The 19,937-nt window shown below is 73.5% G+C and carries 15 protein-coding genes and 1 rRNA gene; 9 read left to right on the forward strand and 7 right to left on the reverse strand.

Features of this window, described 5'->3' with window-relative positions; genetic code table 11:
- Nucleotides 1-97: ribosomal RNA gene (locus D7193_RS00005) — 16S ribosomal RNA — on the reverse strand; the annotation flags it as partial.
- Nucleotides 98-741: 644 nt separating this feature from the next.
- Nucleotides 742-2,025, reverse strand: coding sequence for a tyrosine--tRNA ligase (gene tyrS, locus D7193_RS00010; RefSeq protein WP_120779132.1), 1,284 nt, complete (start codon nt 2,023-2,025; stop codon nt 742-744).
- A 102-nt stretch (nt 2,026-2,127) separates the two neighbouring features.
- Here tyrS and D7193_RS00015 point away from each other — a divergent pair, with 102 nt between their 5' ends.
- On the forward strand, nt 2,128-2,511 hold the full coding sequence (locus D7193_RS00015) for a PaaI family thioesterase (RefSeq protein ID WP_120779133.1): 384 nt from the start codon (nt 2,128-2,130) through the stop codon (nt 2,509-2,511).
- Nucleotides 2,512-2,532: 21 nt separating this feature from the next.
- On the opposite strand, the gene D7193_RS00020 is transcribed toward D7193_RS00015, so the two are convergent.
- From D7193_RS00020 to D7193_RS00030, 3 genes are all read right to left on the reverse strand, one after another.
- Nucleotides 2,533-3,870, reverse strand: a complete 1,338-nt coding sequence (locus D7193_RS00020; RefSeq protein ID WP_120777330.1) for a hemolysin family protein — start codon at nt 3,868-3,870, stop codon at nt 2,533-2,535.
- Between the two features lie 127 nt (nt 3,871-3,997).
- Nucleotides 3,998-4,654, reverse strand: coding sequence for a hypothetical protein (locus D7193_RS00025; protein WP_120777331.1), 657 nt, complete (start codon nt 4,652-4,654; stop codon nt 3,998-4,000).
- The gene (locus tag D7193_RS00030) at nt 4,651-5,298 is read right to left on the reverse strand and encodes an acyltransferase (RefSeq protein ID WP_120777332.1); all 648 of its coding nucleotides are present in this window, start codon (nt 5,296-5,298) and stop codon (nt 4,651-4,653) included. The genes D7193_RS00025 and D7193_RS00030 overlap by 4 nt, the downstream gene beginning before the upstream one ends.
- A 272-nt stretch (nt 5,299-5,570) precedes the next feature.
- On the opposite strand from D7193_RS00030, the gene D7193_RS00035 reads away from it, so the two are divergent.
- The 8 genes from D7193_RS00035 to D7193_RS00070 all read left to right on the forward strand — a co-directional run bounded on the left by D7193_RS00035 (nt 5,571) and on the right by D7193_RS00070 (nt 14,458).
- Entirely contained in the window at nt 5,571-6,644 is a 1,074-nt protein-coding gene (locus tag D7193_RS00035) for a Gfo/Idh/MocA family protein (RefSeq protein WP_206611825.1), read from the forward strand.
- A gap of 61 nt (nt 6,645-6,705) precedes the next feature.
- A complete protein-coding gene (locus D7193_RS00040) occupies nt 6,706-7,671 on the forward strand; it encodes an NAD-dependent epimerase/dehydratase family protein (RefSeq protein WP_120777334.1) in 966 nt (321 codons plus the stop codon).
- A gap of 52 nt (nt 7,672-7,723) precedes the next feature.
- Nucleotides 7,724-8,860 (forward strand): DegT/DnrJ/EryC1/StrS family aminotransferase, encoded by a 1,137-nt coding sequence (locus D7193_RS00045; protein ID WP_241562759.1) that lies wholly within the window; start codon nt 7,724-7,726, stop codon nt 8,858-8,860.
- Entirely contained in the window at nt 8,860-9,657 is a 798-nt protein-coding gene (locus D7193_RS00050) for a NeuD/PglB/VioB family sugar acetyltransferase (protein WP_120777335.1), read from the forward strand. The genes D7193_RS00045 and D7193_RS00050 overlap by 1 nt, the downstream gene beginning before the upstream one ends.
- Nucleotides 9,658-9,659: 2 nt before the next feature.
- The gene (locus D7193_RS00055) at nt 9,660-10,781 is read left to right on the forward strand and encodes a DegT/DnrJ/EryC1/StrS family aminotransferase (RefSeq protein ID WP_120777336.1); all 1,122 of its coding nucleotides are present in this window, start codon (nt 9,660-9,662) and stop codon (nt 10,779-10,781) included.
- Nucleotides 10,782-10,851: 70 nt separating this feature from the next.
- On the forward strand, nt 10,852-12,123 hold the full coding sequence (locus tag D7193_RS00060) for an MFS transporter (protein ID WP_241562760.1): 1,272 nt from the start codon (nt 10,852-10,854) through the stop codon (nt 12,121-12,123).
- Complete coding sequence (locus D7193_RS00065) at nt 12,120-13,169, forward strand: TolB family protein (RefSeq protein ID WP_120777337.1); 1,050 nt, start codon at nt 12,120-12,122, stop codon at nt 13,167-13,169. The genes D7193_RS00060 and D7193_RS00065 overlap by 4 nt, the downstream gene beginning before the upstream one ends.
- 2 nt (nt 13,170-13,171) lie before the next feature.
- On the forward strand, nt 13,172-14,458 hold the full coding sequence (locus D7193_RS00070; RefSeq protein ID WP_206611826.1) for a glycosyltransferase: 1,287 nt from the start codon (nt 13,172-13,174) through the stop codon (nt 14,456-14,458).
- Here D7193_RS00070 and D7193_RS00075 read toward each other — a convergent pair.
- On the reverse strand, nt 14,455-16,011 hold the full coding sequence (locus tag D7193_RS00075; RefSeq protein WP_158674748.1) for a lipopolysaccharide biosynthesis protein: 1,557 nt from the start codon (nt 16,009-16,011) through the stop codon (nt 14,455-14,457). The two genes, D7193_RS00070 and D7193_RS00075, sit on opposite strands and share 4 nt — an antisense overlap.
- Nucleotides 16,012-16,055: 44 nt before the next feature.
- Nucleotides 16,056-19,814, reverse strand: a complete 3,759-nt coding sequence (locus D7193_RS00080) for a DUF4082 domain-containing protein (protein WP_206611827.1) — start codon at nt 19,812-19,814, stop codon at nt 16,056-16,058.
- Nucleotides 19,815-19,937 lie beyond the last annotated feature (123 nt).

The raw sequence follows: 19,937 nt of genomic DNA on the forward strand, positions 1-19,937 counted from the left end.
CGCCGCTCGAGTACCCCGAAGGGCCTTTCCGCTCGACTTGCATGTGTTAAGCACGCCGCCAGCGTTCGTCCTGAGCCAGGATCAAACTCTCCAACAAAAACTTGGAAAATCATCCCAGCAACAAAAAGTGTTGCCAAAGGAATCCCAGCCGGAAAGCTCCGAAGAACCAACCAGCCCGGGGTAATAAATCAATTTGGCACTGGCTTATCAAGCACCCTGTTGAGTTCTCAAAGAACAACCACACACCATCCGGAAACCCCCCACCAGGAGGACCCCCGTCCGGGGCATTTCGTCCAACCACACCCGCCGCTCTCGCGCCGGGCACTTTTACTACGTTACCCGCCGGTTTCTGCCGTGTCAAACCGCTCTCGTGCGGTTTGGCGCGCTTCCACCCTTTTCTGCGGGCACCATGACTCGCCCGGCTTCCGCCGTTCTCGTCACGGGGTTCGGCAGGCCGGCCGTCGCGGTTTCCCGCGATCTCGCCCGGTTCCCTGCCGGTCGTCCACCTTACCCGGTCGGTTCCGCCTCACCAAATCCGCCTCGCGGCGAATCCGGGGCACCACCCGGAACCGGGTCCGAGGGGTACAACCCCGCCGACCCGATGGTCATTCCCGCGCCCGGCCTCCCCAGGACTTTCGCCCTGTTTCGTCCGTTCCGCGCTGGCAGAGAGAAAGTTACGCGTCCCGCGGATCGATCGTCAAATCGGCGGGACGCGTCCCGCGTCACATCGTCGACGGACGGCTATCGCCGCAGCTCAACACCCGCGAACGAGCGCTTGCCGCGGCGCAGCACCAGGTACCGCCCGTGCAGCAGGTCGTCCGTCGACACCGTGGCGTCCGCCTCGGTGACCCGGTCGTTGTTGACGTACGCGCCGCCCTCCGCGATGACCCGCCGGGCCTCCTTGAGGCTCGGCACCAGCCCGGAGTCGCGGAGCAGCCCGGCCACGTCGGGCAGCTCCTCCAGCTGGACCAGCCCGGCCTCGGTGAGCGCGGCGCGCAACGTGGCCAGGTCCAGCTCGTCGAGCGAGCCCCGACCGAACAGCGCCTGGCTCGCGGCGACCACCTGGGCCATCTCCCGCTCCCCGTGCACGAGGGTGGTCAGCTCCTCGGCGAGCGCCCGCTGCGCCAGCCGGGCCGCCGGCCGCTCGGCGGTCGCCTTCGCCAGCTCCTCCAGCTCCTCACGGCTGCGGAAGCTGAAGAAGCGCAGGTAGCGGTCGACGTCCCGGTCGTCGACGTTGACCCAGAACTGGTAGAACGCGTACGGGCTGGTCATCGCCGGGTCGAGCCAGATGGAGCCGCCCTCGGTCTTGCCGAACTTCGTACCGTCCGACTTCGTCACCAGCGGCGTGGTGAACGCCTGCACGGGGCCGGCGCCCCGACGGCGGATGTAGTCCACGCCGGCGGTGATGTTGCCCCACTGGTCGGAGCCACCGAACTGGAGCTGGCAGCCGTGCCGCCGGTGCAGTTCGAAGAAGTCGTTGGCCTGGAGCAGCTGGTAGCTGAACTCGGTGAAGCTGATGCCGGTCTCCAGGCGGGCCTTCACCACCTCGCGGGCGAGCATCCGGTTGACCGGGAAGTGCTTGCCCACGTCGCGGAGGAACTCGACCACGGACATCTCGCCGGTCCAGTCGAGGTTGTTGACCAGCTGGGCCGCGTTCTCCCCCGTGTACGAGACGAACGGGGCGAGCTGGTCGCGGATCCGCCCCACCCAGCCGGCCACGACCTCGGGCGGGTTGAGCGTCCGCTCGGCGCTCTCCTTCGGGTCGCCGATCTGGCCGGTGGCGCCTCCCACGAGCAGCAGGGGCCGGTGCCCGGCCTGCTGGAGGCGGCGGGCGGTCAGGACCTGCATGAGGTGGCCGACGTGCAGGCTCGGCGCGGTCGGGTCGAAGCCCACATAGAAAGCGGCGCCCCCGCCGTCGAGCAGCTCGCGCAGCTCGTCGAGGCCGGTCGAGTCCTGGATCAGGCCCCGCCAGAGCAGGTCATCGGTGAGGGAGTCCCGCCGTGGCGGGAGGCTGCTGTCGGTCACGGTCACCGATTCTCCCCCATTGGTGACCGCTCACCGTAGCGGGTTTGCCGGAACGCCCCCGCTAGTCTGGTCCCTGCCAAGATCGAGGAGGCGTACGTGGAGATGCCCGAGCTGACCGGGGGTTTCGTCAAGCTGCTCGGCCTGAGGATCGACGAGGCGACCGCCGACCAGGTGGTGGTCCGCTGGCAGGTCCGGCCCGACCTGCACCAGCCGTTCGGCATCCAGCACGGCGGGGTGTACTGCTCGGTGGTGGAGACCGCGGCGAGCATCGGCGCCTCGCTGTGGCTGGCCGGGCGGGGCACGGTCGTGGGCGTGTCCAACCAGACCGACTTCCTGCGTGCCGTGCGCGAGGGCGAGCTGACGGCCGTGGGGACGCCGGTGCACCGTGGCCGCAGCCAGCAGCTCTGGCAGGTGGAGATCACCGACGGCGACGACCGTCTGGTGGCCCGCGGCCAGGTCCGGTTGCAGAACCTCTCCGCCGCCTGAGCGCCCCGCCGACGGGCCCGGTCAGCCCCGTGCCTCGTCGAGGACCGGCTCGGCGTCGGGGTCGTGGCCGGCGTCGTCCGGGTCCGGGTCGGGACGCCGGCAGAGGCGTACCTCGGTGATCGCGCGGTGGTCGATCCGGGCGACCTCCAGGCGCCAGCCGTCGACGGCGACGTCCTCGCCGGTGACCGTCGGGATGTGCCCGAGGCAGGCGAGGACCAGGCCAGCGACGGTGGTGTAGTCGCCGGGCGGCCGGCCGGGCAGGTCGACGCCGACGTCGGGCAGGTCGTGCACCGGGAACGTGCCCGGCAGCCGCAGCGCGCCGTCGGGGTCGGTCCGCACGGCGCGTACGTCCCGGTCGGTCTCGTCGTAGATCTCCCCGACGATCTCCTCCAGGATGTCCTCGAGGGTGACGATGCCGTCGACCGCGCCCCGCTCGTCCACCACCAGCGCGATGTGCTGGCGTTCGGCCTTGAACTGGCGCAGCGCGTCGACCACGGGCAGGGAGTCGGGCAGCAGCATCGGCGGGCGGGCGCACTCGTCGACCGGCCGGTCGTCCGGCACGCCGACCAGGTCGCGCAGGTGGATCACGCCGACGGCGTCGTCCAGGCCGCCGTGGCGGACCACCGGCGCCCGGGAGTGGCCGGTGGCGGCGAGCACCAGCCGGGCGGCCTCCGCCGTGGTGCCGCTGTCCAGGCAAAAGACCTGCAACCGGGGTACGAGCACGGCCCGCAGCCGCCGGTCGGCGATCTCGACGGCCCCCGCGATGATCGTCTGCTGCTCCTTGGTGAACCCGTGGTTGCCGGAGACGATGTCGCGCAGCTCGTCGGGGCTGATCTCGTCGCGCTGCGGGCTCGGGTCGAGCCCCACGAGGCGGACGACGAGGTCGCTGGTGGCGCCGAGGGCCCAGACGGCCGGGCGGGTGAGGCTCGCGAGCACGTCCAGCGGCCGGGCCACCAGCAGCGCCCACCGCTCGGCGGACTGCATGGCGATCCGTTTCGGGGCCAGCTCGCCGAAGACCAGGGTGACGAAGGTCAGGGCCAGGGTGACCACCACGATGGCGACGGGTTCGGCCGCGTCGCCGAGCGCGCCGAGCAGCGGGACCAGCGGGCGGGCCAGGGAGACCGCGGCGGCGGCCGAGGCGAGGAAGCCGGCCAGGGTGATGCCGATCTGGATCGTGGCGAGGAACCGGTTCGGGTCCGTGGCGAGCCGGGCCAGCACCCGCCCGGCCCGACTGCTCCGTTCCAGCCGCTGGATCTGGCTGTCCCGCAGCGACACCAGCGCCATCTCGCTGCCGGCGAACGCCGCGTTGAGGATGACCAGGACTCCGACCAGTGCCAGTTGGCCCCAGTAACTCTGCACTCCCGGCTCTCCCTCGCGCGACCGCGCCGGACGGGCGCCGGCGCCGCCGTCCGGAGGCCCCGGCCGGCGTACGCGCATCTGTGCCCAGCCGTGCCGGGGGTGAATCCTCCCGGTCCCCGGTGATCGGTCAGGCGGGCGCGGTGACCGGCGGGTGCGGCAGGTCGAGCACGTACGCGTCGCCCTCCCGGTGGAAGCCGAGCCGGTGGTAGTACGGGGCCACCATGCCGGGCGGGCTGACCACGCGGCGGAAGCCCCGGTCGGTGAAGAGGCGGCTGCGGCGGTAGACGAACTCGCCCGGCGTGAAGTCACGGAAACGCTGGGTGACGTAGTCGAGGTCGATCTGGGCGACCCCGCGCGCCTCGGCGTGCGCGAGCACCACGCCGACCACCTCGTCGGCGCGGAGCACGAGGAACGCGGAGCGGTCGCCCCCGCCGGCGGTCGGCTCGGCCGGCGGCCACCGGAAGCCGGGGTTGAACCGGGCGATGTCGGCCGCGTGCACCCGCAGCGTGTGGGCCAGGAACTCGTCGCCCACGCCGACCTCCACCACCTGGTAGGTCGCCTCGTCGTGCCGGGTGGCGAGCATCCCGCGCAGGTGCCAGAGGTTGATCACGGCGAGCACCACGTTGAGCCCCACCATGGGCCAGACCGGGATGGCGGCGTTGTAGCCGATCAGGATCAGGCAGCCGATCAGGTTCAGGGCACGAAGGCGCAGGACGCGGGTCTGCAGCAGCGACCAGACCAGCACCGCGGAGCCGACCCAGCCGAGGAGTTCCAGCCAGTTCACCCCCCGAGGGTAGTGCCCCCGGCGGGGGTCAGCTCGGTCAGGAGTCCGCCGTCCTCCTGGTACTCGGCGCCGGTGCGCGGGCAGACGTACCGGCCCTCGCCCTTGGCGACCAACGGCTCGCCGGCGCGCCCGACCCAGCCGACCCGGCGGGCGGGGACGCCCACCACGAGCGCGAAGTCCGGCACGTCGCGGGTCACCACGGCGCCCGCCGCGACCAGGGCCCAGCGGCCGATCCGGACCGGGGCCACGCACACGGCCCGCGCGCCGATCGAGGCGCCAGTGCCGACCGTCACACCCACGGCGGTCCAGTCCGCGGCCGTCTTCAGCCGCCCCTGCGGGGTCACCGCGCGCGGGTACTCGTCGTTGGTGAGCACCGCGGCCGGCCCCACGAAGACGCCGTCGGCCAGATCGGCCGGCTCGTACACGAGGGCGTGGTTCTGGAGCTTCACGTTGTCGCCGAGGCGGACCCCGGGGCCCACGTACGCGCCCCGGCCGATGACGCAGTCCCGGCCGACCGTGGCGTCCTCGCGGACCTGCGCGAGGTGCCAGACGCGCGTGCCGGCGCCGATCGTGGCCCGCCCGTCCACGTCGGCGGTGGCGGCGATCCGGGCGGCGTCGGGCGCGGCGCCGTGTGCGTCGGTCATCTGCGGTTCCTCTCCGAGAGGGGCGGTCTGCCGGGGGTGGGACGGTAGACGGTCGGCGGGGCGACCGATGTCGTCTAGGCGACGCAGGGCGGGGAACCGACCGTCCGAGGAGTGCGGACGGACCGAAGGGACGCATTGACCCCGGCGGCACCGCCGGATTTCCGTCTGAGCTATGGCGAACGCGAGGACGATCTCGTTAACTTGCCGGGCGGACGCGGTCCACGCTCCCCCTTCGGATACACCTCCTGTCCTTCCTAGCGAAACGGGTGTCCGTGAATTCACCGCACGTTGCCCCCGACGAACCGATCGGCGTGGCCGTCGTCGGCGCCGGCTACTGGGGGCCGAACCTCGTCCGCAACTTCCAGGCGTCCACCGAGTTCCGGCTGCGCGCGGTCTGCGACCTCGACGTGAGCCGCGCCCGACGGGTGCTCGGCGGCTACTCGACCGTCCGGGCCACCGACGACCTCGCCACCGTGCTGGCCGACGACACCGTGCAGGCGGTGGCCGTGGCCACCCCGGCGGGCACGCATCTCGACGTGGCGACCGCGGCGCTGCGCGCCGGCAAGCACGTGCTCGTGGAGAAGCCGCTCGCGGCCAGCTCCGCCCAGGGACGGGCGCTGGTCGAGGAGGCGAAGGGGCGGGGGCTGTCGCTCATGTGCGACCACACCTACTGCTACACGCCTGCGGTGCTGCGCATCCGCGAGCTGCTGCACGGCGGGCAGTTGGGCGAACTCCAGTACCTGGACTCCGTACGGATCAATCTGGGGCTGGTCCAGCGCGACATCGACGTGATGTGGGACCTGGCGCCGCACGACCTGTCGATCCTCGACTTCATCCTGCCGTCCGGCGTGGCGCCGGTGGCCGTGGCCGCGCACGGCGCGGACCGGATCGGCGCGGGACGCGCCTGCGTCGCCTACCTGACGCTGCACCTCAACACCGGGGCGATCGCGCACATCCACGTCAACTGGCTCTCCCCCGTCAAGATCCGTACGACGATCATCGGCGGGTCCAAGCGCACCCTGGTCTGGGACGACCTCAACCCGAGCCAGCGACTGTCCATCTTCGACCGGGGCGTGGACGTGGCCTCGGCCGAGGAGCTGGGCGACGAGCAGCGCCGGGACATGCTGGTGTCGTACCGCTCCGGGGACATGGTGGCGCCCGCCCTGACCGAGCGGGAGGCGCTGCGCACGATGGTCGAGGAGTACGCCCGGTCGATCCGCAGCGGCACCCCGGCGCTGACCGACGGCCGGGCCGGACTGCGGGTGATCGCCGCTCTGGAGGCCGCCTCCCGCAGCCTCGCGGCCGGCGGCAGGTTGGTCGACCTCGACGGGTGGGTCGGCGCGTGAGGCACAGGGTCGGACGGGTACGCCGCCGCGGGGCGGCACGATGCGGAGCGGAGTTGTCGGCATGAGTGCCGTGGAGATCGCCGGGGCGCGTGCCCTGGTCACCGGTGGGGCGGGCACGATCGGCTCGCACGTGGTGGACGAACTGGTCGCCGGTGGCGCCGCTGAGGTGGTGGTGCTGGACAACTTCGTCCGCGGCCGGCGGGAGAACCTGGCCCGTGCCCTGCGGCACGGCAGCGTACGCCTCGTCGAGGGCGACATCCGCGACGCCGAGCTCGTGCACGAACTGAGCCGCGGCCGGGACCTGGTCTTCCACCTCGCCGCCATCCGGATCACACAGTGCGCGGAGGAGCCGCGGCTGGCCAACGAGGTGCTGGTCGACGGCACGTTCAACGTCCTGGAGGCCGCGGCCGCCGCCGGGGTCGGCAAGGTGGTCCTCTCGTCGTCGGCGTCGGTGTACGGGCTCGCCGACGAGTTCCCCACCACCGAGCGGCACCACCCGTACCACAACGACACGTTCTACGGCGCGGCCAAGGCGTTCAACGAGGGCATGGCCCGCAGCTTCCACAGCATGTACGGCCTGGACTACGTGGCCCTGCGCTACTTCAACGTGTACGGGCCCCGGATGGACATCCACGGGCTCTACACCGAGGTGCTGATCCGGTGGATGGAGCGGATCGAGTCGGGGCAGCCCCCGCTGATCCTCGGCGACGGCCTGCAGACCATGGACTTCGTGCACGTCGCCGACATCGCCCGCGCGAACGTGCTGGCCGCCCGGGCCGACGTGACCGACGAGGTGTTCAACATCGCCAGCGGCACCGAGACGAGCCTCGGCGACCTGGCCCGCGCGCTCAGCGAGGTGATGAAGTCGGACCTGCCGCCGGAGTACGGGCCGGCGCGCGCGGTCAACGGCGTCACGCGCCGGTTGGCCGACACCACCGCGGCGCAGCGGCGGCTGGGCTTCCGGGCCGAGATCGGCCTGCACGACGGGCTCCAGGGGCTCGTCGACTGGTGGCGGGCGGAGAAGTGAGCGCCGGAGCACGGCGACCGGCCCGCACGGTCGCGAACGAGAGGCGGGCCCGGTGAGCGCCCGGCGTATCCCCGTGATGGTGCCACGCCTCGGCGAGGAGGAGGCGCAGGCGGCCGCCGAGGCCGTGCGCTCGGGCTGGGTGGCCCAGGGCCCGCGGGTGGCCCGCTTCGAGGAGGAGTTCGCCGCGTCGGTGGGCGCCCGGCACGGCGTGGCCGTCAGCTCCTGCACCACGGCGCTGCACCTGGCTCTGGTGCTGCTCGAGATCGGTCCCGGCGACGAGGTGGTCGTCCCGTCGTTCTCGTTCATCGCCACCGCGAACGCGGTGCGCTACGTGGGCGCCACACCGGTCTTCGCCGACGTCGACCTCGCCACCGGCAACGTCACGGTGGCCACGGTCGACGCGGTGCGCACGCCCCGCACCCGGGCGGTCGTCGCGGTGCACCAGGGCGGTGTGCCGTTCGACGTGGCCGCGCTGCGCGACGCCGCCGGCCGGTGGAGTGTGTCGCTGGTCGAGGACGCGGCCTGCGCCGCCGGGTCGACGGCGTACGGGCGGCCCGTCGGCGCCGGCTCGACCATCTCGGCGTGGTCGTTCCACCCCCGCAAGCTGCTGACCACCGGCGAGGGCGGGATGGTCACGGTGGACGATCCGCAGTGGGCCGCCCGCCTCCGCCGACTGCGCGAGCACGGCATGAACGTCTCGGCCGCCGACCGCCACGCGAGCACCCAGCCGGTCCTGGAGTCGTACCTCGAGACAGCCTTCAACTACCGGATGACCGACATCCAGGCGGCGGTCGGGCTCGTCCAGCTCGGTCGCCTGGCGGATCTGGTGGCGCAGCGCCGCGCGCTCGCGGCGCGGTACCACGACCTGCTCGCGGACGTCGACGGCCTCACGCCGGTCCGCGACCCGGAGTACGGCGAGACCAACTACCAGTCGTTCTGGGTGCGGCTCGACAGGGAGTACGCCACGGGGCGGGACGAGGTGCTCGCCGAGCTGGCCGCGGCCGGGGTGTCGGCCCGGCGGGGCATCATGGCCGCCCACCTGGAGCCGGCGTACGCCGACGTGACGCCCGCGCCGCTGCCGGTGACCGAACGGCTCACGCGCGACTCGCTGATCCTGCCGTTGCACCACGCGCTCACCGAGGCCGACCAGGACCTCGTCGTGGACGTGCTGCGCAAGCTGGCCCGCTGATGCGCGACCTGGTGATCGTGGGGGCGGGCGGTTTCGCGCGGGAGACCGCGGCGGCCGTACGCGCCGTCAACGACGCCCGGCCGACCTGGCGGCTACGCGGATTCCTGGACGACGACGCCGCGCTGCACGGCACCACCCGCGCCGGCCTGCCGATCCTCGGCGGCACCGACCGGTTGGCCGACCTGCCCGACGCCGCCGTGGTGGTCTGCGTGGGCAGCCCCCGCGACTACCGGGCGCGGCGGCGGATCGTCCGGCGGCTCGGCCTGCCCGAGCACCGATACGCCACGATCACGCACCCGAGCGCCACCGTGGGCGCCGGCAGCGTCCTCGGCCCCGGCACGGTGCTGCTCGCCGGGGTGGTGCTGACGGCCGACGTGACCGTGGGGACGCACGTCGCCGTGATGCCGCAGGCCGTCCTGACGCACGACGACCGGGTGCACGACCACGCGACGATCGCCTCCGGGGTCCGCCTCGGCGGCGGGGTGGAGCTGGGGCTCGGCGCGTACGTCGGCGCGGGCGCCCTGCTGCGCGAGGGCGTGACGGTCGGCGCGTGGTCGCTGGTCGGCATGGGTGCGGTGGTGCTGCGCGACGTGCCGCCGGGCGAGGTGTGGGTCGGCAGCCCGGCCCGGAGACTGCGGGCGGCCGACGCGCCCGCCGAGCCGGGCGGCGCGCCCACCGCTGCGGAGCGGGCGGCCGACGCGCCCGCCGTGCCGGTCCGGCCGGGCGACGCGGCCGTCCCGGACACACCGGGGCCGGCGTCGTCGGAACTGGCCGTACCGAGAACTGTGGGGAGCTGACCATGCCGGGTATTCCGCTCGTCGATCTCGCCGCCGCGCACGCGGAGGTCGCGGAGGAGGTCGAGGCCGGCTTCAAGCGGGTCGTCGCCGACACCGCGTTCATCGGCGGCGCCGAGGTCGCCGCGTTCGAACGGGAGTACGCCGCGTTCGGCGGAGTGGCGCACTGCGTGGGGGTGGCCAACGGCACCGACGCGCTGGAGCTGGCGCTGCGCGCCGTCGGCGTCGGCCCGGGCGACGAGGTGGTCCTTCCCACGAACACGTTCGTCGCCACGGCCGAGGCGGTCGCCCGGGCGGGCGCGCGTCCGGTGCTCGTCGACTGCGATCCGGACACCTACCTGATCGACGTCGAGGCGGCGCTGGCCGCCGTCACGCCGGCCACCCGGGCGGTCGTGCCGGTCCACCTCTACGGGCAGCTCGCGCCCGTGGAACGGTTGCGGGAGGGGCTCGCCGGCAGCGGTGTGGCCGTGGTCGAGGACGCCGCGCAGTGCCAGGGCGCACTCCGGCACGGGCGTGGCGCGGGCGTGGACGGCATCGCCGCGACCAGCTTCTACCCGGGCAAGAACCTGGGCGCGTACGGCGACGCGGGCGCCGTGGTGACCGCCGACGCCGACCTCGCCCGGACCGTCCGCGCGCTCGGCAGCCACGGCGGTCTCACGAAGTACGCGCACGACATGGTCGGTTTCAACAGCCGGCTGGACGGGCTCCAGGCGGTGGTGCTCCGCGCCAAGCTGGCCCGGCTCGCGGCCTGGAACGCGGCGCGGCGCGCGGCAGCTGAGCGGTACCACGCGCTGCTGGAGTCGGTGGACGTGGTCCGCCCGGTGACCCTGCCCGGCAACGAGCACGTCTGGCACCTGTACTGCGTCCGGGTGCCCGGCGACGGCACACCGGCGCGCCGGGACGCGGTGCTGGCGCGGCTCAACGCGGCCGGCGTCGGCGCGGGCATCCACTACCCGGTGCCGGTTCACCGCACGCCGGCGTTCGCCGGCCTCGGACACCGCGAGGGCGCGTTCCCGCGGGCCGAGCGGATCGCGTCCGAGTTGCTCTCGTTGCCGATCTACCCGCAGATCACCCCGGACCAGCAGGAGGCCGTGGCGGCGGCCCTGGTGGCCGCGCTGGCCGGCTGAGCCGGGTCGGACGAGCCGCCAGCGGGCGGTGGCAGGCGGCCCGCCACGGCGGGCCGGAAGGTGGGACGTCGTGTACGTGACGCTGCGGGACCGGCCGGGGGGCACGTCCGGCCGGAAGCGGCCGGGCGGACCGCTGCGCCGGGTCTCCGGGACCGTGGTGCTGCTCGGCACCGTCAGCCTGCTCACCGACGTGTCGTCGGAGATGGTGGCGTCGGTCCTGCCGCTGTACCTCACCGCCGTGGTCGGTCTCAGCCCGGTGGCGTACGGCTTCCTGGACGGCGTGTACCAGGGCGCCAGCGCCCTCGTGCGGATCGCGGGCGGCTACGCCGGTGACCGCGGCCAGCGACCGAAGTGGGTGGCGGCCATCGGGTACGGGGTGTCCGCGCTGAGCCGGCTCGCGATGCTGCCCGCGGCCGGGTTCGCGGCGATCACCGCCGTGGTCACGGCGGACCGGTTGGGCAAGGGCCTGCGGACGGCGCCCCGGGACGCGCTCATCGCGGCGGCGTCGCGCCCCGAGCTGCTGGGACGGGCGTTCGGGGTGCACCGGGCGCTGGACACCCTGGGCGCCGCCGCCGGCCCGCTGGTCGCCTTCGCGCTGCTCGCGAGCCTGCCGGGCAGCTACGACTCGGTGTTCGTCGTCTCGTTCGCGTTCGCGGTCGCCGGCGTGGCGGTGCTGGTCCTGCTCGTGCCGGATCTGCCGTCCGTGCCCGGCGCGGTCCGCGCCGGCGTGCGACGCGCGGTCGCGCAGGTCGCCGGGACGCGCCTGCGACGGCCGCTGCTGGCGGCCACGCTCCTGGGGCTGGTGACCGTCGGCGACGGGTTCCTGTACCTCGCCCTCCAGGACCGCGACGACTTCGCCGCCCGCTGGTTCCCGCTGCTGTACGTGGGCACGAACGTCGCCTACCTGGTGCTCGCCGTGCCCCTGGGACGGCTGGCCGACCGGGTCGGGCGCGGCCGGGTGCTGGTCGCCGGGCACCTGGCGCTGCTCGGCGGGTACCTGCTCGCGGCGCTGCCCGGCGGCGGCGTCGGCCTCACCGTCGCCGTCCTGCTGCTGCTCGGCGCCTTCTATGCCGCGACCGACGGGGTGCTCGCGGCGCTCGTGAGCCGGCTCGTGCCGGCCGACTCGCGCGGCAGCGGGATCGCGGCCGCCCAGACGGCCGTGGTGCTGGCGCGCTTCGCCTCGTCCGTCCTGTTCGGACTGGCCTGGCACGTGCAGGGGCCGCGACCGGCGCTGCTGCTCTTCGCCGTGCTGCTGGCCGGCGCGGTGCCCGTCGCCGCCTGGCTGCTGCGAGGTGTGGACCGACCGGCCGTGGCGGCCGGGGACGAGGGTGTGGCGGCATGACCGGACGGGTGGGTGGACTCGGCCCGCGGGCGCGGCTGGGCGTGCTGGCGGTGGTGCTGCTGGTGGCCACGGTGGGCGCGGGGGGCTTCGTCTGGCGGGTCCACCGGGAGCAGGCCGCCGTGCGGACGTCGGCGACCGGCGCGCCGACGCGCAGGAACCTCGCGGGCGTACGCGACGTGCCGCACCTGGTCTTCCGCAACACCGCCCTCGGCACCGACTACGGGCGGGTGGCCCTCGTGCCGCTGTCCGCGCCGGACGGGCCGCGGGCGGTCACACCGGCCTCCTGCGAACGCGTCCACGCGACCCGCGACGAGGCGCTCTGCCTGGCCTCCGACCGTGGCCTGGTCACCACCTACCGGGCGCAGGTGCTCGACGCCGAGTGGGCGCCCCGGCGGGACCTGCCGCTGGTCGGCACGCCCAGCCGGGCGCGGCTGTCCCGCGACGGTTCGCTGGCGGCCACCACCACCTTCGTGTTCGGCGACTCGTACGCCAACCCGGGGCAGTTCTCCACCCGTACGACCGTCAGCCGTGTCGACGGCGAGGTGGTCGGCGACCTGGAACAGTTCACGCTCGTGGTCGGCGGGAAGGTGGTCACCGCCGTCGACCGGAACCTGTGGGGGGTCACCTTCGCCGACGACGACCGGTTCTACGCGACCGCCGCGTCGGGCGGGCGGACGTGGCTCGTCGAGGGCAGCCTCACCACCCGCCGGCTCACGGCCCTGCGCGAGGACGCCGAGTGCCCGTCGCTGTCGCCGGACGGGACCCGGATCGCGTTCAAGAAACACGGCGACCTGCCGCCGGGGCGGTGGCGCCTCGCGGTCTACGACCTGGCCACCGGCGCGGAGACCCTGCTCGCCGAGACCCGCAGCGTCGACGACCAGGCCGAGTGGCTGGACGACGGACACGTCGTCTACGGTCTGCCCCGCTCCGAGGAGGGGACCGCCACGAGCGACATCTGGATGACGAACGCGGACGGTTCCGGCGCCCCGACCCTCCTGGTCCCGGACGCCTGGTCGCCCTCCGTGGTGTTCCCGGGAGGGAGGTAGCGGTGGGTGGACTTCGCGTCGCGGTCTATCCGCACGCCATGCACATCGGTGGCAGCCAGCTCAACGCCGTCGAGCTGGCCGGCGCGCTGGCCGACCGTGGCCACGAGGTCGTGGTGGTCGGGGAGCCGGGGCCGCTGGTGCAGCGGGTGCTGGGGATGGGGCTCGAGCACGTCCCCGTCGCCGCCGACCGGCACCGCCCCTCGCCGGTGGTCGCCGGCCGGCTCCGGCAGCTGTCCCGCCGGCGGGGGCTCGACGTGCTGCACGGCTACGAGTGGCCGCCAGCCCTGGAGGCGGCCGCGGCGAGCGCCGCGCCGGGAACGCCGGCGGTCGCGGTGTGCACCGTCATGTCGATGGCGGTGGCGCCCTTCCTGCCGGCCTCGATGCCCCTCGTGGTGGGCACCGAGGCGATCCGGGCCCACACCGCGTCCCGCCGTCCCGGGCCGGTCTGGCTGATCGAACCCCCGGTCGACGTGACCGCGAACGCGCCCGGGCACCCGGTCGGCGACTTCCCGGCGCGGTACGGGCTCGACGACGCCGCCCCGGACGCGGTGACCGTCGTCGTGGTGACCCGGCTCGCGGCCGAGCTGAAGCTCGAGGGCGTACTCAGCGCCATCGACGCGGTCGGGCTGCTGGCCGACCTGCCGGTCCGGCTCGTCGTCACAGGTGACGGCCCCGCCCGGCCGAGCGTGCAGGAGCGGGCGGACGCGGTCAACGCCCGTGTCGGCCGCCGCGCCGTGGTGCTCACCGGAGAGCTGTTCGACCCGCGACCGGCGTACGCGTCGGCCGACATCATGCTCGGCATGGGCGGTTCCGCGTTGCGGGCCCTCGCGTTCGGCCGGCCCCTGGTCGTGCAGGGCGAGCGCGGCTTCTGGCGGCTGCTCACGCCGGAGAGCTGCCCGCTGTTCCTGGAACAGGGCTGGTACGGCCTCGGCGACGGCGGTGACGGCGCGGGCCTGCTGGCGGGCATCCTCCGGCCGCTCGTGACCGACCGGGCCCGGCGCGCCGAGCTGGGCGCCTACGGGCGCCGCCTGGCCGTGGAACGGTTCAGCCTGCAACGCGCCGCCGCGCTGCAGGAGCAGATCTACCTGACGGCCATCGAGCAGCGCCGGACGGCCGGCGCACGACGCGTCCGGGCCGTGCGGGAGGGGCTGCGCAGCGCCGGCGGCCTGGCACGGCACGAGGTCCGGGAGCGCGTGCAACGGCTGCGTGGGCGGGCCGCCCGGGACGACTTCAACGCGGCGACGCTGGCCGAGAAGTCGCTGGCCGCTACGCCGCGGGACCGCGCCTAGTCGACGGCGACCGTGCGCAGCTCGGCCAGCGTGCGCCGTTTGGTCCAGGTCACCGCCGCCATGCCGGCCAGCCCGACGAGACCGGCCACGGCGAGCGCCAGCAGGTCGACCGCGACGGCCCGGGTCGCGAGGAGGACCAGCGCCGCCACGGCCACCGCCGCGGCGACCGGGGACCACAACCTCGCGACGAGCGCCCGGGGTGTGATGCCGCTGCGGTGCAGCTCGAACACGTACAGCGGGGCCACCACCAGGAGCGCCACGGCGAGCTGCGACGCGCCCGCGCCGACCAGGCCGAACCGCTGGCAGGCGAGCGCCAGCACGGGCACCAGCACCACGAACCAGACGACCTGGACGGTCAGCACCGCGCGGCTGTTGGCCAGCACGACGAAGTAGTCGTAGACGAGTTCGAACAGGATCCGTAGCGCGGCCAGGAGGCCGAGCCACGGCAGGATCGTCGAGGTCGCCGTCCACTGGGCGCCGTAGACGAAGCGGATCAGCGGCTCGGCCGCGGCGGCGAGCAGCACGCAGGCCGGCAGCGACACGGCCGCCAGGAGGCCGGCGGCGGCGGTGAAGGTCTCGCGGAGCAGCCCAGGCCGGTCCTGGAGCCGGGAGAAGGCGGCGGGGGCCACGGACCGCACCGGCTGCGAGAAGGAACTGATCGGCCATGCCGACAGGTTGGACGCCAGGACGTAGTAGCCCAGCGCGACCGGACCGAGCACCGCCCCGACGATGATCTTGTCGACGTTCTGCACGGCGAACGTGACGATGCTCGACCCGGCGAGCGGCAGCCCGAACCGCAGCAGCGCCCGCGCCTTGGCCGGGTCGAAGCCGAGCCGCACCGCGCGCGGTTCGAAGCAGATGAACAGGACCGCGCCGGCGACCGCGCCGGCGAGGCGACCGACCGCGAGGCTCATGGCGCCCATGCCCCACACCGCCAACCCGATCGAGGTCAGCGATCCGAGCCAGTGGGTGGTCTGGTCGGCGATGGTCTTGCGGCCCTGCTTGAACTGGCGCTGGAGCATCGCCACCGGCGTCGCGACGAGCGCGTCGACGAGGACGCTCACCGTCAGCAGCCGGACGACACCCGTCGCGCCCGGCTCCCCCATCGCGGCGGCGAACGCGGGCGCGCCGAAAAAGCAGCCGGCGTAGATGACGGCGCTCGAGACCAGCGAGATGGTCATGACGGTCGGGGCGATCTCGCGCGGGTCGCCCGGCCAGCGGACGATGGCGAGGCTCACGCCGAGCTCGTTGAAGCTCAGCACCGCGGTCAACGCCACGGCGGCGACCGCGAAGACACCGAAGTCGTCGGGGCCGAGCAGCCGCGCGATGGCGATACCGATGGCGAGGGTGCTCAGGCGACCGAGGATGTTGCTGCCGAAGCTCCAGCCGAGGGCACGACCGGCCTTGCGGGACAGCGAGTTCGACCCGGCGCCGTCGGCGGCCGTCTCGCCGGCCGGCCCGGTGGTGTCCCGTGTGCCGGCCGGCTGCGACGTGGCGACCGTGCCCTCCTGGCTGGCTGTCAGCGCTCTCCCCTGTCCCTCGGTGGTCGGCACGGGCCGCCGCCGGCCTCCGGCCGAAGGCCGGCGGCGGCCCGGTGTCAGCTCGGCGGTACGAAGACGACGTCGACCCAGTAGTTGTGGTCGGCCGCCTGGGCGGGGAAGGCGCTGCCGGCACCGTACCGGTACCGTCCCCCGCCCACCGGCACGCGCAGCGGCGCCCGGTACAGCGGCGCCACGAAGGCGTTCACGGTCGCCGCGTAGTGCCCGGTGCCGGTGTGGTACGAGGCGACGTACGACGCGCCCGCGGTGATCGACACGGGCTGGGCGAAGTAGACAGTCTGCCAGCCGGAGGCCGTCTCGCCGGTGAACGTCGCGGCGGCGAGCAGAGTGCCGTCGATCGACCACAGCGAGCCCGTGTGCACGCCTGTGTTGCCGTTGCCCTTGTAGAAGCGGACGCCGGCGATCTGCCCGTCGACGTCGCTGCTGAACCGGACGCCGACCTCGACCGCGTCGTTGTCGTTCCAGCTGGAGCTGGCCGGTGTGTCGGTCGTGGTGAAGATGTTCAGGCCAGCCGGACCGGTCGGCGGGCCGTCGGGGGGCGTGGGGGTCGGGGTGGGAGTCGGGCTCTGCGTCGGCGTCGGCGTCGGAGTCGGCGTGGGCGTGGGCGTCGGGGTGGGACCGCCGCCGTCGCCCGCCAGCACCATCGGCTCCACCCAGTAGTTCGTCGAGCCGTAGTCGTCGGCCGGGAACCCGCCCGTGGCTCCGTACCGGTAGACCCCGTTGGCGCCGCCCGGAGCGCTGAGCGTGCCGTTGGCGTACGCCGAGGCGAAGTAGCCACCGTCGGCCGCGTAGTGGCCGTTGGGCGCGAAGTAGGACACCACGTACCGCGTGCCCGCGGTGATCGTCACGGGAGCGCTGAACCGGGCGGTCTTCCACCCCGTCGTCGTGTCGTTCGGGAACGTGACCCGCGCCAGCAGGTCACCGGTGGCCGACCAGAGGCTGCCGGTGTGCGTGCCGGTGTTCCCGGGCCCCTGGTAGAACCGGACACCGACCACCTGCCCGCCGGTCGACGAGGAGAACTTGACGCCCAGCTCGACGGCGCTCGGGTCGCTCTCGCTCGCGTCCGTGGGCACCGCGCCGTACGGGAACAGCCCGAGCACCGACGGATCCAGCTGCGTCACGAACGTCCAGGTGCGTGCGGCGGGCATCGCGTGGCCCGACGTGTCGCTGGCCCGGACGCCGACGGTGTACGTCGTCTCCGGCAGCAGCGGCGCCGACGGCGTGAACGTCGCGGTGCGGGTGGCGTTCTGGTAGGTGACCGTGCCGGGCGTGGGCGTGCCGCCGGCGGGCGTCACCGTGAACACCAGGGTGGCCGGGTCGATCTCCTTCGAGAAGACCGCCGCGGGCTTGGTGGTGACGGCCACGTCGGTGGCATCGGCCAGGGGCGTGGTCGCCACCACCATGGGCGCCGCGTCCGCGCTGGCCGTGAACATGACGTCCACGAAGTAGTTGGTGTCGCGGAAGCCGTCCCCGGGGAAGCCGGGGCCGTCGCGGTACGTGCCGTTGCCGCCGTTCCCGGGGCCGCGCAGCGCCGTGAGCGGCGACTCGACGACATCCGACTGGGACAGGGCCCACTGGTCACCCGCGTAGTGCCCGTTCGGGGCGTAGTACGAGGCGACGTACACGGTGTTCGTGGTGATCGCGACCGGCTGCGCGAACGTCACGCTCTGCCAGCCGCTGGCCGTCTCGTCGGTGAACGTCGCGGTCGCGAGGCGCGATCCGCCGGCGGTCCACAGGGAGCCGGTGTGGGTGCCCGTGTTCCCGGTTCCCTTGTAGAAGCGGACGCCCGTCACGAACCCGTCCACCGACGCCTTGAACCGCACCCCGAGTTCGATGCCGGAGGAGTCGTCGGTCGACGTGGTCACCGGGACGCGCTGCCCGAAGATCGTGCTGGTGCCCGTCAACGCGAACGACCGGGTGGCCGGGGCGCCGATGTTCGCCGAGTCGTCGACCGCCCGCACCTGCACGGCGTGGGTGCTCGTGCCGTGCGCGTAGAACGCGTACGACCAGGAGGTGGTGCCGGTGGCGGGATGCCAGCTGCCCCCGCCGTCGGTGGAGACCTCGACTCCCGCGACCACACCGCCGGCGTCCGACGCGGTGCCGGTGATCGTCACCCGCGAGCCCTTGGCGAGCGACGCCCCGGCGGCCGGCGACGAGATGGTCACCGTCGGCGCGGTGTGGTCCGTCGTCGCGCTCGCGGCCGCGAGCGACGGCATGCGGGTCGCCGGCTGGGCGCCCATGTCCGCGAACAGGTTCAGCGTGGCCTGCTGCATCCGCGCGTCGGCGGTCGTCTCGGTGCCGTCGTGGTAGTCGTCCAGGCCCCACGCCCACTGGATGGTGCCGGCGGAGAACACGAGCGCGCCGCTGGGCGCCCGGTACAGCGTCAGGTGGTGGGTCGTCGTGCCCGGCGTGACCGTCGACCCGAAGTCCCGCAGGTACTCCGAGGTCGGGCCGACCGTGGTCGACAGGCGGATCAGGCCCTGCGGGCGGAAGCCGTTGTCGAGGTCCTCGTCCGACTCGTAGCCGACGATGTGCGGTGCCAGGGTCACCGTCTGGCCGGCGGGGGTCGAGGCGAGGCCGGTGCCGCGCCAGAAGCGCAGCCGGCCCTGCTCGGCGGGCACCTTGAGCGCCAGGTCGACCGAGTTCGCCATGTAGGCCGTACCGGTCAGCGCGTTCTCCGGCCGGTTGCCGTCCGACGGCGGCGAGAAGCGCGGGTCGCGCCACGTGCCGGTCCATGCGGCGTTCGGGTCGATCTTGGCGTCGTCCCAGGTCTCCTTGTACGACACCAGTGTGCGGTACGGGGTGCCGGTGCCGTCGACGCTCGCCTCCCACCGGGTCTTCCAGTAGACCTCGTTGCCGCTGAAGAAGGCCAGGTTCACACCGGCGTCACGCGCGGCCTCGACGTTGGCCCGCTGCGTGCCGGACCAGTACTCGTCGTGGCCGACCGACAGGAAGACCCGGTGGTTCCTGATGAGGTTGCCGCGGCGGTCGGAGTCGACGCCCGTGGTGTAGCTGACGTCGTAGCCGTTGCGTTCGAGGAAGCGGAGCATCGGCACCTCGTTGCTGAACAGCCAGTCGCGGCCGCTGTTGCCCCGGGTGCTGAACGGTCGGTTGTAGCTGATCTTGTACGCCCGCCCGTTGGCGTTGCCGTGGTAGAAGTTGGCGCCGCCGTACAGGTTGTACGCCTGCCAGGTGGTGTCCGACGTCTGGAAGAACAGGTCGGACGTGCTCGCGTCGTTGCGGACCACGAAGGCGATGTGGCTCGCGCCGCCGGTGTCGGCCCGGGTGGGCCGTGCGATGTAGACGCCGGACACCGCGTCGGTAGGCACCGTCCACGACGCCGAGACCTTCCAGTTCCCGCAGTCGTAGATCTCCGTCGCCTGGCTCGTGATGCAGGCCGGCTGGGTCTGCGGCAGCGCCACGGACGGGTTCACGGTCGCCACCTTGCGCGCCCCGTTGCCGGCGTAGTAGCCGAGGCGGTAGATGTCGATCCGGTAGTTCGACGCCGTGGTCTTGATCTTGAAACTGATCGCCCCGCCGGCGTTGACGCTGATGTCGGTGCCGAAGCCCTGGATCGAGGGGTCACCCTCGTCCTCGATGTCCCACTCCGACGGTGGCGACCCGGGCTTGGTGTTCTCGCAGGCCACCGGGTTCGTCATCGGGGTGCACGCGTCGGCCCGGGCGGGAGTCTCGGCCACGACCGCCACGACGGCGACGCCGAGCGCGAGGACCACCGCCGCGCCGATCGCGACGGCCGGTCTGCCGCGCCGCACCGCCCGCCCGACGACCGGCAGCACGCGTGCCAGGTTCCACCGACGTGGTCCCGTGGATGTGGTTCCTTCCCTGCTCATCGGCGGTCTCTCTCTCCTGGCGAAGAACCACGGCGGCTGACCAGATCTCGGCGACGCGAAAGACGACGC

Source organism: Micromonospora costi (assembly GCF_003626655.1).
Taxonomy (GTDB): Bacteria; Actinomycetota; Actinomycetes; order Mycobacteriales; family Micromonosporaceae; genus Micromonospora; species Micromonospora costi.

Coding starts and splice junctions, on each gene's coding strand:
- D7193_RS00015 (WP_120779133.1), top strand. CDS start 2,128: ATGCCCGAGCTGACCGGGGGTTTCGTCAAGCTGCTCGGCCTGAGGATC.
- D7193_RS00030 (WP_120777332.1), bottom strand. CDS start 5,298: ATGACCGACGCACACGGCGCCGCGCCCGACGCCGCCCGGATCGCCGCC.
- D7193_RS00040 (WP_120777334.1), top strand. CDS start 6,706: ATGAGTGCCGTGGAGATCGCCGGGGCGCGTGCCCTGGTCACCGGTGGG.
- D7193_RS00050 (WP_120777335.1), top strand. CDS start 8,860: ATGCGCGACCTGGTGATCGTGGGGGCGGGCGGTTTCGCGCGGGAGACC.
- D7193_RS00055 (WP_120777336.1), top strand. CDS start 9,660: ATGCCGGGTATTCCGCTCGTCGATCTCGCCGCCGCGCACGCGGAGGTC.
- D7193_RS00065 (WP_120777337.1), top strand. CDS start 12,120: ATGACCGGACGGGTGGGTGGACTCGGCCCGCGGGCGCGGCTGGGCGTG.